The 13,569-nt window shown below is 73.3% G+C and carries 11 protein-coding genes; 8 read left to right on the top strand and 3 right to left on the bottom strand.

Annotated features, from left to right (window positions below; genetic code table 11):
- Positions 1-42: 42 nt before the first annotated feature.
- Entirely contained in the window at positions 43-2,286 is a 2,244-nt protein-coding gene (locus WMF46_RS38425; protein WP_437981772.1) for a cyclic nucleotide-binding domain-containing protein, read from the bottom strand.
- 194 nt (positions 2,287-2,480) lie between these two features.
- Here WMF46_RS38425 and WMF46_RS38430 point away from each other — a divergent pair, with 194 nt between their 5' ends.
- From WMF46_RS38430 to WMF46_RS38455, 6 genes are all read left to right on the top strand, one after another.
- The gene (locus WMF46_RS38430) at positions 2,481-3,617 is read left to right on the top strand and encodes a hypothetical protein (RefSeq protein WP_437904445.1); all 1,137 of its coding nucleotides are present in this window, start codon (positions 2,481-2,483) and stop codon (positions 3,615-3,617) included.
- 118 nt (positions 3,618-3,735) lie between these two features.
- Entirely contained in the window at positions 3,736-4,734 is a 999-nt protein-coding gene (locus WMF46_RS38435) for an NAD-dependent epimerase/dehydratase family protein (RefSeq protein ID WP_437981773.1), read from the top strand.
- A gap of 58 nt (positions 4,735-4,792) precedes the next feature.
- On the top strand, positions 4,793-5,725 hold the full coding sequence (locus tag WMF46_RS38440) for a hypothetical protein (RefSeq protein WP_437981774.1): 933 nt from the start codon (positions 4,793-4,795) through the stop codon (positions 5,723-5,725).
- Positions 5,722-6,873, top strand: a complete 1,152-nt coding sequence (locus WMF46_RS38445; protein WP_437981775.1) for a peptidase MA family metallohydrolase — start codon at positions 5,722-5,724, stop codon at positions 6,871-6,873. Before WMF46_RS38440 ends, WMF46_RS38445 begins: the two co-directional genes overlap by 4 nt.
- Positions 6,855-7,691, top strand: coding sequence for a CPBP family glutamic-type intramembrane protease (locus WMF46_RS38450; protein ID WP_437981776.1), 837 nt, complete (start codon positions 6,855-6,857; stop codon positions 7,689-7,691). Before WMF46_RS38445 ends, WMF46_RS38450 begins: the two co-directional genes overlap by 19 nt.
- Positions 7,692-8,082: 391 nt before the next feature.
- A complete protein-coding gene (locus WMF46_RS38455; RefSeq protein ID WP_437981777.1) occupies positions 8,083-8,850 on the top strand; it encodes a hypothetical protein in 768 nt (255 codons plus the stop codon).
- Positions 8,851-8,926: 76 nt separating this feature from the next.
- Here the strand turns inward: WMF46_RS38455 and WMF46_RS38460 are convergent, their stop codons facing one another.
- Positions 8,927-9,835, bottom strand: a complete 909-nt coding sequence (locus WMF46_RS38460) for a zinc metalloprotease (RefSeq protein WP_437981778.1) — start codon at positions 9,833-9,835, stop codon at positions 8,927-8,929.
- 775 nt (positions 9,836-10,610) lie between these two features.
- Here WMF46_RS38460 and WMF46_RS38465 point away from each other — a divergent pair.
- Both WMF46_RS38465 and WMF46_RS38470 read left to right on the top strand, forming a co-directional pair.
- On the top strand, positions 10,611-11,063 hold the full coding sequence (locus WMF46_RS38465) for a Fur family transcriptional regulator (RefSeq protein WP_437981779.1): 453 nt from the start codon (positions 10,611-10,613) through the stop codon (positions 11,061-11,063).
- A 157-nt stretch (positions 11,064-11,220) separates the two neighbouring features.
- Positions 11,221-13,077 (top strand): permease, encoded by a 1,857-nt coding sequence (locus WMF46_RS38470; protein WP_437981780.1) that lies wholly within the window; start codon positions 11,221-11,223, stop codon positions 13,075-13,077.
- Between the two features lie 138 nt (positions 13,078-13,215).
- On the opposite strand, the gene WMF46_RS38475 is transcribed toward WMF46_RS38470, so the two are convergent.
- The gene (locus WMF46_RS38475) at positions 13,216-13,563 is read right to left on the bottom strand and encodes a hypothetical protein (RefSeq protein ID WP_272102879.1); all 348 of its coding nucleotides are present in this window, start codon (positions 13,561-13,563) and stop codon (positions 13,216-13,218) included.
- Positions 13,564-13,569: the final 6 nt, after the last annotated feature.

Below are 13,569 nucleotides of genomic sequence, written 5' to 3' on the forward strand. Positions count from 1 at the left end.
GAAGGGCCGAGCGCGAGGCCGGCCACGAAGGGCCGAGCGCGCTCAGCCGAGGACGAACCGCCGGATGCGCCCGGCGAGGCTCCGCACCTTCTCCTCGGCCTCGAGGTAGCGCTCGGCCGCGTCGCGCAGGTGGGCCTGGCGCGACGCCATGAGCAAGCTCAGCTCGATCACGAGCTGCGGGCGCGCCTCGATGATCGGCTGCAGGGCCTCCTTCGTGATCTGGTAGAGCACCACCTCGTCGACGGCGCGCACCGTCGCGGTGCGCTCCTCGCCCGTGAGCAGCGCGAACTCCCCGAAGACGGCGCCCTTCTCGAGCGCGGCGACCGTCGCGTCCTGCCCGTCGGAGTGCCGCACCAGGACCTCGACGGCGCCGGACGCGACGACGAACATCGACGAGTCCCGCTGCCCCTGCAGCACGATCCGGTCGAGCGGCCCGTACTCGATCCGGCGCGCCTTCGTGGCGAGCTTGCGGAGCTCGCGATCGAGCAGCGGCTTGAAGACCGGCGTCCGCCGGAGCAGCATCATGAGGTCCTCGGCGCTCGCCTCCCGCGTCGCCTTGCTCGGCTCCTCGAGCTCGATCGACGGCGCGGCCCCGTGGCCGTCGCGCCGCTGCAGCGCGGCGAGGTGCGACGGGTTCTTCTCCATGTACGCCTCGAGCAGGCTCGCGTTCCGCGGGATGCACTCGTCGCCCGTGTAATCCATGAGGTTCCGCTCGGCGGCCCACCGGGCGACGTCGTTCATCGACTTCCGGTACTGCCGGCAGGCCGCGGGGAAGATGCCGTCCTGGTCGCCGAAGAGCCCCGTCAGCGCCTCGGGCATCAGGTTGAGCCCGAACAGCCGCATGTCCCCCCGCTGGTGCCAGAGCGCGAAGTCGCGCCACCGCGGATCGATGTGCGCGAGCTCCGGGAACGCGAGCACGTTGTTCTTGAGCACGGCCCGCTCCGCGTCGCGGAACACCCGGTGCCACGTCTCCTGCGCGTTCCACAGGTTGGGGCCGGCGAGCTCGATCGCCTTCTGCAGGTCCGCGTGGTGGGCGTGCAGGAAGGCGAGCGTGGCCTTCTGCTTGCGCATCAGGTTCGTCAGGCTCACGGGCCCTGCCGCGAAGAAGCCGGCCGCGCGCGGCGCGATGTGCCGCATGTCCCAGACCTGCGCCCACGCCGCGACGTCGATCGACGCGCGGATCGGCGCGAACGCCGCGCCCTCCTCGAAGGCCTCGCGCTCCCCCGGCGAGAGCACGTCCGGGTAGTCGTGCTTCACGGCCTCGAAGATGCCGAGGCACGTGAGCAGCTCGAGGTAGAGGCCCACCCGGAGCAGCCAGCGGGGGTCGGGGAGGTTGCGCCGGTGCTGCTCGAGGTCCTGATGGATGGCCCGCAGGTACAGGAGCGCCTTGTCCATGCCGATGGTCAGCACGGGGAACCACGGGTGATAGCCGACGTGGAGCTCGTCGGCCCCGAGCGCCCGCTGCTGGATCTCCGTGTCCGCCTTGACGAGCCGGTCGAGCAGGCGCGCGTAGAGCGAGCCGAAGCGGCCGGTGTCGAAGATCTCGATGTCCGTCGACTCGGAGGCGACCGTCCTGCCCGCCTCGCTGAGCTTGATCTCGACGCGGAGCTGCTGCCGGAACAGGCTCGCGAACGTGAACGGCTCGAAGCCGTCGGTGACGCGCCGCCGGAACGACTCGGGCAGGTCGCCCCAGAAATAGCCGCCGCCGGTCTCCTCGCCGGGGGGGTGCGGCACGAGCTGCCGCGCCGGCACGATGGTGGCCACGTAGACCGTCTGATGGAACGAGTTCCACGGGGCGGGCTCGAGCTTCGGGACGGGGTAGGACGAGGTCGAGACGATCTGCGGGCTGAGCGGCACGTCCATGAGGCCGGGCACCGGGCACGGCTCGCCGCCGTCGGGGCTCGCGGGGAGGAACCACGCCGACATGGTCACCTCGAACGGGCGCTCGAAGGGGGCGACGAACGCGTAGATATCGCGCAGCCGGTAGAGCAGCCACACCTCGTCGCCGAGCTCCGACGGGTCGCCGGAGGTGTTGATGCAGCCGACGCGCTCGCTGCAGCCGTGCCCCGGATAGAGCGCCTCGTCGACAGGCCGCTTGCCGGGCTCGAACGGGATGAGCTCCAGCGACGGCGAGAGCTCGGCCGACTCCTCCTCCGGGCTCTGGCGCGCCTCGAGCTGGCGCAGGTACTGGCGGACCCGGGCGAGCTTGTCTTCCCAGTCCATGCCCTCCACACGGCTCATCAGCAGCCGCTTGAACTGCCTCTGGAACTCCTTCGGGGTCATCATGCTGCGTCCACCTGAGTTGCCGGGGGCCGGACAGGCCCTCCGCGAGAGCTTACCGGCTTCGCGCGCGCGGCGTCGTGCGATCAGCGCGGCGCGCGCCGCCGAGGGTTCGGCGCGGCGCTCCGCGATCGGGCCGAGACCACGTCGATGCGAGCCCCTTGCAGCGCCGCGTCTCGGAAGGTACGGGCTCAAGCCCTATGGCTATCGAGATCCGCGAGCTCCGGAAGGGCGACAAGAAGGTCCTGAAGGACTTCCTGAACGTGGTCGACACCGTCTACGAGGGTGAGCCCAACTATATCCGCCCGCTCGACTTGGACATCTCCGATCGGCTCGACAAGAAGAAGAACCCGTTCTTCGAGCACGCCGAGGGGACGGCGTGGGTGGCGTACAAGGACGGCCGGCCAGCGGGCCGGATCACCGCGCAGGTCGATCACGAGCACCTCCGGGTCCACCGCGACGAGACCGGCTCGTTCGGGTTCATCGATACGATCGACGACGCCGAGACGGCCGGGGCGCTGCTCGCCGAGGCCGCGGGCTGGCTGCGCGCGCGCGGCATGAAGCGCATGCGGGGCCCCTACTCGCTCTCGACCAACGAGGAGATCGGCTGTCTCATCGAGGGCTTCGAGCTCCCGCCGGTGATGATGATGCCCTACCACCGGCCGCACCAGGGCCGGCTCATCGAGCAGGCGGGGCTCGAGAAGGTGAAGGACCTCTACGCGTGGGGCTACGAGGTCGGCAACGTCCCCGCCCGGGCGCAGAGGGCCCACGCCGAGGTCCTGGCGATGCCGGAGGTGCACACGCGCTGCGGCGATCCGAAGAACCTGCTCCGCGACATCCGGATCCTCATGGACGTCTACAACGACGCCTGGAGCGACAACTGGGGCTTCGTCCCGATGACCGAGAAGGAGCTCGTCAAGTGGGCGAAGGACGTGCGGCTCATCCTGATGCCCGAGCTCACCAAGATCACGTTCATCGACGGCGAGCCGGCCGCCGTGTCGCTCGGGCTGCCCGACCTCAACCAGCTGATCAAGGACTTCCACGGCAAGCTCCTCCCGGGCGGCATCTTCAAGCTGCTGTGGCGGCTGCGCGTGCGCGGCCCGAAGCGCGGGCGCCTCGTCGTGCTCGGCATCCGCAAGAAGTGGCGCCACGTGCGGCGCTACGCCGGGCTCAGCGCCTTCCTCTACGTCGAGATGAACCGCGCGGCGCATCTGCTCGGCATGGAGGGCGGCGAGCTGGGGTGGACGCTGGAGGACAACGCCGCCATCAACGCGGGCATCCGGCTGATGGGCGGCCGGGTCCACAAGAAATACCGCGTCTACGAGCGGGCGCTGTGATGGACGCGCGCGCCAGCGCCGAGCGGCGCGGGCGGCTCGACGCGCGCGCCGGCGGCTCGACGTGGGCGCCACGTCGAGCCGCCGGCGCGCGCCGGGACCGGAAAGGAGGAGCGGATCGATGAGGGTGCTGGTCACGGGCGCGAGCGGGTTCCTCGGCTCGCACGTCGCCGAGCAGCTCGTGCAACAGGGGCACAGCGTCGTCGCCCTGGTGCGGCGCTCGTCGGACACGAGGTTCCTGTCGTCGCTGCGCGGGGTCGAGCTCGCGTACGGCGCCGTCGAGGATGCGGAGAGCGTCCGCCGCGCGGTCGTCGGCCCGCCGGGCGTCGACGCGATCGTGCACTCGGCCGGGCTGGTCAAGGCGCGCGACGAGGCGGAGTTCTTCCGGATCAACGTCGACGGCACGCGGAACCTGCTCGACGCGGCGAAGGCAGCGCCGGCGGGGGCGATACGGCGGTTCGTGTTCGTCTCGAGCCTCGCCGCCATCGGCCCGAGCCTGGACGGGCGCCCCATCGCCGCCGACGCGCGCCCGGCCCCGGTGACGCGCTACGGGCGCTCGAAGCTCGAGGCCGAGCGGCTCGTCCTCGCCGAGAAGGGCGCGTTGCCCGTGGTCGTCGTGCGCCCCCCGATGATCTACGGCCCGCGCGACCAGGAGTCGTTCGCGTTCTTCCAGAGCGTCTCGCGCCGCTTCCTCCCGATGCTCGGGGACGGCAGGAACACGCTCAGCGTCATCTACGCCTCCGACGCGGCCGCCGCGTGCATCCGGGCGATCGAGAGCGACGTGCCGAGCGGCCGCGCTTACTTCATCGACGACGGAAGCGTGTATGTGTGGCGCGACATGCTGGCGGACGTGGAGGCGGCGCTCGGCGCGCGGGCGCTCGTCCGTCTCGGCGTCCCGTTCTCGCTCGTGCGCGGCGCAGCGCTCGCGAGCGAAGGGCTCGGCCGCCTCACCGGCAAGGCCGTGATGCTCACGCGCGACAAGCTGAACGAGCTCTCCGCGTCGCACTGGGTCTGCGACTCGAGCGACGCCCGCAGGGAGCTCGGCTGGGCGCCCGAGGTGAGCTGGGCGGAGGGGACGCGCCGCGCGGTCGCCTGGTACCGCGAGCACGGCTGGCTGTGACGTGACGCCGCGCCGCGCGCCGTTTGACGCTCGCCCGCGGCCTCCGTACCGTAAATACATGTCCCGCTGTCCGCCGGTTGCCCCGGGCCTCGTCGCGATGGCGCTCGGCCTCACGGCGGCGCCCGCGCAGGCCCAGGAGCCGCCTCGAGACGGAGCGGCAGCGGCGGCTCCGGACGCGGGCAGCGCGGCGGCGCCGGCTGCGCGCAGCGCGCCGGAGGCGCCCGCCGCACGGTCGGCCCTGCGCGGCGCCGTCGTGGTGGCGGTGGACGACGCGAGCGCCGAGGCGGCTCGCTCGCTCGCCCGCGCGATCTACGGCGACCCCGCGCTCCGCCCGCCCATCGACGAGGCGACAGCGCAGGTGCTCGCCGGCGATCCGCCGCGCCCGGACGCGCCGGCCGCCGTGAAGGAGCTCGCGGAGGTGCGCCGCTCCGCCGGGCGCGCCGAGTCCGAGCCGGTCGCGCGCGGGCTGCTCGCGTCGCTCGGCGCGGGCGCGGGCGCGGCGCTCGTCGTGGCGGTGAGCACGGCGCACGGCCACCCCGTGGCGCGCGTGCTCCGGGTCGCGGGCGCGAGTTACGCGCCGCTCGAGCTCGGCGCGACGGTCCAGCGGACCGCCGACGGCGCGGCCGCCCCCGCCGGGGCGATCTTCGGCTGGCCGGGCGCGGGCGCGGCCGTGCGCGCGCTGCTCGCGGGAGACGAACGGCGCGGAGGCGCGGCGGGTCCCGCTGCGACGCCGCCCGCGCCCGCCTCATCGCCGCGCGGCGCCTCGGGACCTCGCGGGCCTCGCGCCGACGTCGCCCAGGCGGCGCCGAGGTCCGCGGGCGGCGGCGCCAGCTCGTCGGGGCCGTCGGAGCGGCGCTCGACGTGGAGCTCCCCCTGGTTCTGGGGGCCGCTCGCGGGCGTCGTCGCGACCGGGATCGTCGTGCTGGTGCTGGCCCAGACGGGCGGCGATGACGCCGACACCGTGCACCTCCGGGGCCGGATCGCGCCATGACGCGCTCCTCCCGGCGCAGCCCAGCGGGGTTGGGGCTGAGGCTCGCCGCGCTCCTCTGCGTCGCGATCATCGCCGCGCCCGCGCGGCTCGCTGGCGCCGCACCCCGCGTCTACGACGCGCCCGCCGCGCCGCGCGACGGCGGCGCCGATCTTCCCGTGCCGCCGCCGCCGCCGGCGTATCACACCGAGGATCTCGGCTGGATCGAGCTCGCCTATCACCCGTCCACCCGCGACCGTGTCCGCCCGCTGATCGCCCGCGCCGGCGACCTTCGCGCCGAGCTCGGCGCCCTGCTCGGCCGCGACGTGCTGACCGCGCCGGTGAAGGTCCGGATCGCGGATGTGCCCGCCGAGCTCGACGATCTCGTCCCCGGGGGCGTCGCTGGCCGCGTGACGGCGATCTCGTTCGGCGCGCTGCGGCTCGCGGTCCTGAGCGCCTCTCCGCGGCTCGGCGCCGAGGCGCCCGATCTCGAGGGATCCTTCCGTCACGCGCTCGCGCATCTCGCCCTGGATGAGGTGACGGGCGGCGCCGTCGTCCCGCGCTGGTTCCACGAGGGGTTCGCCGCCCACGTGGCCGGAGACCGCGGCGCTCGTCGCGCGCAGGAGCTCTCGGTCGCCGCGCTCCGGGGGCGCCTCCTCCCGCTCGACGAGCTCGAGGCGAACATGACGGGCGCCGAGGACACGGCCGGCTCGCTGCCCTACGCGCAGGCGGCCGACGTCGTCCGCTTCCTCGTCGAGGACGAGCGGCGGCAGAGCTTCGTGCGCGCGCTGGCTCAGGTGCGCGGCGGCGTGCCGCTCGAGGCCGCGCTCGGGGCCGCCTATGTCTCGACGGGCCGCGAGATCGAGCTCGCGTGGCGCGCCAACGTCGCGCGCCGCTACGGCTTCGTCCCGGTGCTGGCCGGCTCGCTGCTGGCGATCGGGCTGCTGGTCTCCGGCCGGCTGGCCGTGCAGCGGCTCCGCAGCCGGAGGTCGCCGCCGCCTCCCGCGCCGCGCCGCCGGCTCCGCGCGGCGTCGGAGGTGCGCCACCGGCCCGCGCGCCCGTCCACGGTCCAGCTCGTCGCAACACTGGGCGCGCGTCACCGCAACGAGGTCGACGGCGACGCGGACGTCCCGAAGGTGGAGCACAACGGCCAGTGGCACACGCTCCACTGAACGCCACGGAGCAGGCCCCTCCTCGGCGCGATCCCCCCGGACCGCAGCGCCGCCTGACGGAGCTCGCGCTCGGCGCGGCCTGGCTCATCGGCCTCGCCGCGGCCCTGCAGATCGTGTCCGTGCTCCTGTCGTCGAGCCCGCTCGCGGCGGCGCTCGCCGGCGCGGTCGTCGCCGACGTCGTCGCGGCGCGGGCCGGCGTGCAGTGGACCGACCCGCTGGAGCCGGAGGGCCCAGGCCGCCGCGCGCGCGTCGCCCGTCGCGTCGGGCTCGGCGCTGCGCTGGGCGCGCTCGCCGTACTGATCACGCTCGGCGTCTCCGCGGTGCTGGGGTGGGTGACCGTCGAGGCCGGGGCGCCCTCGGCGAGCCTCGGCTTCGCCCTGGCGCGCGCCATCGCCCTCGCTGTCCGCGACGAGCTCCTGCTCACCGGCATCCCGTTCGCCGCCGCGGCGCGCGCCGGCCTCTCGCCCCGCCCCGCGCTGGTCTTCTCCGCCCTCGCGCACGGCGCCGCGCTCGGGCTCGCGCCGGGCGCGTCCCCGTCGAGCTTCGCCCTCGCGACCGCGCTCGGCGCGCTCGCCGCGGCGCTCTTCCTGCGCGGCCGCGGCGTGTTCGCGGCCATCGCCGTCCACGCGAGCTTCACCGCGCTCGCGGGCGCAGGTCTGCGCGGCGCCCTGCTCGACGCCACGTGGCTCGACGGCGCCCTCGCCGCGGGGACGCAGGCCCACGGCCCGCCTGCCTGGCTCGGCGCGACCGTGCTCGCCATCCTCGCCGCGCTCACCCTGCGCGCCGGCGCCCCGCAGCCTGACCGTCCAGCGCGGTGAGCGCCCCCGCCCCGCGCGGCCGCCACGGAGCTCTCGCGCCGCGCCGGCATGAAGCGCGCTGCACCCGCGTTGTAGTTCCGGACATCGGCGCAGGCGGCGCCGCGTCCATCGCAGCTGCGCACTCGGCCTCTCCCCTTCCACCGCCGGCGTCCGATTTCCAGCGCTCGGCGCGTCACATCCACCGGACCGACACCGACATTTCACAGCGCCGTGAGAGCACGTGCCGCGCAAGCGCATCCCGGGCGAACGCGCGCGATGTCCCACAGCGCCTCACCCCTCGGACACGGCTATGTCATATTTCAGCGCACCGCGTCAAGCACACATTGACGCGCCGCCTTCGAGGAACCAACGATCAGGTATGCACTGCGGAAGGATCCTTCGGATTGCGCCGATGATGCTGCTCGCGCTCGTGTCGACGGGCTGCGGCATGGCGACGATGATCGACACGAACACGCGCTCCATCCAGGCAACGACGGAGGAGATGCGGCGGACCCGCGCGACGATCGAGGATTCGAATCAGACGCTGCGGAGCTCGCAGGAGAGCATCGATCAGCTCGCCGAGCTGCGTCAGCCGATGGAGAAGCTCGCGGAGATGCAGGCGGCGATGGAGCGGCTGGCCGAGCTCAAGGGGTCGATGGACGCAATGCAGCAGAGCATGCGGGAGACCGCGCGCCTCAAGGAGTCGATGGATCGGCTGAGCCAGATGGAGGCCACCATCGCCGCGATGAACGAGAGCCTCGTGGGCATCCGCGGCCCGCTCACGGACGTCGCCGCCCTGAACGCACCGATGCGCGACGTCGCCGCCCTGGACGCGCCGATGCGCGACGTCGCCGGGCTGAAGCAGCCGATGGAGCAGGTCGCGACGCTGCGCGAGCCGATGAAGGAGGTGAGCAAGCTGTCGGCGCCGATGGAGGAGATCAGCCAGCTCGGGGGCGATGCGTCGCGCCAGACCGGCCTCATCGCCATCGGCCTGCTCGGCTGGGGCGTCGTGACGTTCCTCGGCGTGTACTTCGGCGTACAGGCCGGCACCCGCCGCCAGCAGCGCCTGGCGCAGGGAGACAGGGACTCGAGCGCGGGGCCGGCGCCTGCCGAGCCCGCGCCGCGCGTCCTCACCGAGAGCCGGAGCTTCGAGCGCCGGGCCCAGATCAAGTCGATGTGATCGAGCTCTGCCGGACGCCTTGTCCGGCCGGCGAGCGGCGGAGTCGCCCGCCGCCCGCCGTCACATCACCCACCGATTAACGATACGTATCCCAGTGAGCCGACATGCGATCGGCCTGCCCTGCAGTGAACCCATCCATGCAGGAGTCGTCGGTGTAATCCATGAAGTTCTGGACCGGGTCGAGCCCACCTCCCCGGCAGCTGTCCCTGTTCAGCGGGCAGCCATACGCGGCGCTGCGCTCGGACGACGTGTCCGCCACGCCATCACCGCTCTTGTGGCAGCCGCCTTCGAACGTGTGGAAGAGGCCGAGCCAGTGACCGACCTCATGTGTACCCGTATCTCCCTCGTTGTACGGCGCCGCATTGCCGCCGGGTAACGTGGAATGGAGCAGGACGACGCCGTCGTCGGTCGGACGGGCCGCGTAGCTCGAGGGGAACGTCGCCCAGCCCAGCAGACCGCCGCCCGGATTGGCCGTGTAGAGATTGAGGTGGTCTGGCCCACCAATGCGGAGCGCGGCCTTGGCCTGCCGCTCGGCCGAAGAGCCCGACGACATGGTGTACCAGGTCGCGTTCCTCGTCCGATCGACGGAGGCCAGCGTGAAGCTGAAGCGGGTGTTCGCGTACGCCTCGTTGAGCACCTCGATCTGCTCCGCGATCATCCCGTCCGTCACGTCGCCGTTCGAAACGCCGATGCCCTTGTTGATGACGTGGACGTGCACGGGGATCTCGACCGCCGCGCCCACCGAGAACCCGAGCGCCATCTGTCTGCGGACGGACTGCTCGACGGCTTCCTTCTCAACGTCGCTCAGCTCGACGGTCGCGCAGCCGCGCCGCAGGGGCGCTGGCCCCGCCTCGACCTGCTCGGGCTCGACGTCGACGACGGCCGGCGCATCCTCCGCGGGGGTCGAGGGGTCGGCGCCGCACGCGACGCCCAAGGCAGCGATCAAGACTAAGGCAAATACTTCCGCGCACGTCCGAGCTCGCATGGACACTCTCCTTGGTTCATTTCCCCGCAAAGGAAGCATGAATATATATCCGCGATCACAATCGGTTCAATTCCAAAAGGGCTGATTCCACTCGCGACGACCAAGGAAGATTCCATGTCTTGGTCGTTCTGGTCGTTCTGGTCGTTCTGGTCGTCTTACGAGTCTTGCGCTCTCTCGCCGAACGCCGACAGGCCCCCGGACACGCAGAGCGATGACGAGGCGCAGCGGCCCGTGTGGAACGGACACGCCGATTGCTCCAACGTGGATCGATCGCTCCATGATGGAGCACACGTCGAGAGCGGCGCGGACCGAGGGAGCGCCCCTCGACTCGAGATCAGGCGACGACGGGGACCTGGCTGTTCCGCCTGTTCCATGTCCTCCGCGCCTTCGGGATCAGTGCCCGCGGAGCTCACCCCGATTTCGAGGCGCTTTCCCGAGGAGCGCCGCGCCGCGCGCCCATCCGCCTGGTCTGTGCAGCTCGAGCGACGCTCGAAGCCAGGTGCACGGCGTTATCCAAACTCTCCGCCTGCCACATCCTCTCGGAGCCGGGTGGCGCTCGCCGCCGCCGGCCCTCTCGTCGGGGCCGCGCCGGACACGCGCACACGCGGCCCGCGCGAGGGCAGACGCTGCGTTCTCGCGGGCGGTGGCGCGGCGGGCTCGGCGGCGCCCCTGCGATCTCGCTCACACTGGCACGCGGCCGACCCGGGCGCTGCGCGGCCGACGGGCGCGCTGCATCGTGATTGCAGTACTCTCCTGGCGACGGTAGATGTCTGGCATGGCGCGTACGAAAGCAGGTCAGTCCGCGGAGGAGCTCCGTGAGCAGATCCGGGCGGCCGGCCTGCGGGCCACCTCGCCGCGCATCGCGGTGCTGCATAGCCTCGGCCGCTCGCGGACGCCCGTCAGCCACGCGGAGCTCGCTGCTGAGCTCGCCCCGAAAGGGTGGGATCGCGCCACCATCTACCGGAACCTGATCGACTTGACCAACGCCGGGCTCGTGCGCCGCACCGACATGGGCGACCACCTCTGGCGGTTCGAGCTGCGGGAGTCCACCGGAACCCACGCGGCGGACGAGCACCCGCACTTCATGTGCGACACATGCGGCGATGTGCTCTGCCTCCCTGACGAGAGCATCGAAATCAAGGCGGCGCGCGGCGCGCCGCGCGCGTTGCGGCGCAAGGGACTCCAGATCCAGATCAAGGGCCGCTGCGATCGGTGCGTGCAGGCCTGAGCGGCGGAGCAGCCCCGGGCCACCGGCGGCCCCGTGCCGCGTGAATGACGCGGCGCTCGGCGGCGCTCAGCGACCACAGGCGGCTGTCCGCATCCTGGTTGCAACACCAATTTGATATTGATTAGGCTACGCGGCTCGGGCATAGCCCACCGCGCCCATGCTCGCGCTCGTCGTCGTCCTGTCGATCGCCGGCCTCGCCGCGGGGCCGCTCCTCGTGGCGCTCGGCCGGCGCCAGGCGCTGCCGACGTCGGCGCTCGACGGGCTGACGCTCGGCCTCGTGCCCGCGCTCATCCTCACGCGCCACCTGCCGCACGTCGTCGAGGAGATCGGGGCGCAGGCGCTCCTCTGGGCGGCGCTCGGGTACGCCGCGCTCGGGCTCACGGAGCACCGGCGGCGTGACACCGGCGAGGTGCTGGGGCGGGAGATCGCGTTCTCGGCGCTCGCCGTGCACGGGCTGCTCGACGGCGCCGGGCTCGCGCTGGCCGTGGCCGCGGCCGACAGCGGCGCGGACGGGGTGCTCTTCGCGAGCGCCGTCCTCGTGCACCGGCTGCCCGAGGGGCTGTCGCTCGCGGCGCGCTTCCTGCCCGCCTGGGGCTGGCGGCAGCTCGCCGCGCGCCTCGGGCTCCTCGGGCTGCTCACCGTCCTCGGCGCCCTCCTCGGCCAGGGCGCCGTGGAGAGCCTCCCCCACGAGTCGTTCGAGGTGTTCATCGCGTTCGGCCTCGGCGTCCTCCTGCGGCTCGTCGTCCACACGCACGAGGCGCCGCCCCGGGGGGCGCGCGCGCGGACGGCGAGCGCGATCGCCTTCGCCTCGGGGCTCTGCGTCGCGCTCGCGCTCCCCAGCCCGGAGAGCTCCTTCACGAGCGCGCACGCGTCCGAGCTGTCGTTCGCCGAGTCGCTCGGCCCGCTGTTCATCGAGACGGCGCCCGCCGTGCTCGCCGGGCTCGCCGTGGCGGGGCTCCTGCGCGCGCTCTCTCCGATCGTCCTGCATCGCTCGACCGGCTCGCTGCGCGGCGGCGCGGCGCTGCCCCGGGCCGCCCGCAGCCTGGCGTCCGGGCCGCCGCTGCCCCTCTGCGCCTGCGGCGTTGCGCCGCGCATGCAGCGGCTCCCTCGCGCGAGCGCGCCGGTCGCCGCGGTCGTCGCCGTCGTCCTCTGCGCGCCGGCGCTCGATCCTGCCGGCGCGCTGCTCTCGCTGCGGATGCTCGGCCTGCCGTTCACCGCGGCGCGCGTCGCGGGCGGCGCGCTCCTCGCCGTGCTGGTCGCGCTCCTCGTCGCCAGGGTGGCCAGGACGCCTGGCTCGAGCGCTGCGCCCTCCGGCGGCGCGCCGCCCGTCGTCGCCCGGACCGTGGCGTCGCCGGGCGCGCGGCTCCGCGCCGCCGTCGCCGAGGCCGTCGGTCCAGCGCTCGATCACATGGCCGCCTGGTACGTCGCGGGCCTCCTGCTCGCCGCCGTCCTCGAGGCGGCCATCGCGCCGGCCGCAGCGCGCGCGCTCGGCGCGCCGGACGACGTCCTCGTGAGCGCGCTCCTCGCGGTGCCCGCTCACGTGTGCGCGCACGGCGCGGCGCCGCTCGCCGCGGTGATGATCCACAAGGGGCTCCCGGTCGGCGCCGCGCTCGCGTTCCTCGTGGCGGGGCCGGCGACCCACATCGCGGCGCTCGGCGGCCTGCATCGGGCGTTCGGAGCGCGCGCCGCCGCGGCCGCCGCGCTCTTCAGCGTCGCCTTCGCCGTCGCGCTCGGCCTCGTCGTGAACGCCTTCGTCCCCCTCGCGGCGATCCCGGACCTCCACGACCTCGCGCCCCAGGAGCACTCCACCATCGCGTGGGTCTGCGCGGCCGCGCTCGGCGCGCTCCTGCTCTCGAGCTTCATGAGGCTCGGCCCTCGCGCATGGCTCGGCGGCATGCGCGGCGCCGGCGACGTCGGTGCGTCCGGGCCGGAGGAGCCGCATGCGCCCTGCGCACGCGCACATCGCTGCAGCGCGAGCGGCGCACCGGACGACAACAGCGCGCCGCCCGCGTGACGCCGGGCTCCCCGGAACGTCGTTCCAGGAGCTCACGCTCGCCGCTCTCCTTCGCGCGCCGCTCGCCGGTCTCCCTCGCGCGTCGTCCCGCGGCCTCCACCTCACGCGCCGGAGCTCCGGCGCGGGGCGGCGCGGCGATCACCCTAGCTGGACCGAGCCGTGGTGATCGCAGTGATCGCCGTGCGGATGGTGCAGGTGCGCCCCGACGAGGTAATCGAAATGATCGCCGTGGGGCACGGCCTGATGGCCGCAGCCTGCCCCGTGCGTGTGCGCCTTCTCGTGATCGGCGCAGGCATGGCTCGGCGTGCACGCGTCAGGGTTCTCCTTGCCGACCGAGAGCACGTGCTCATCGAAGTGATCGCCGTGCGGGTGATGCAGGTGTCCGTCATGCAGGTAATCGACGTGGTCCTCATGCCGCAACGCCTGATGTCCACATCCCTGCCCATGAACATGGGCGTGCGCTTCATGCGTCTGGTGGTCGTCCATCGACTT

The organism is Sorangium sp. So ce117, from assembly GCF_051524395.1.
In the GTDB taxonomy this organism is placed as follows: Bacteria; Myxococcota_A; Polyangia; order Polyangiales; family Polyangiaceae; genus Sorangium; species Sorangium cellulosum_B.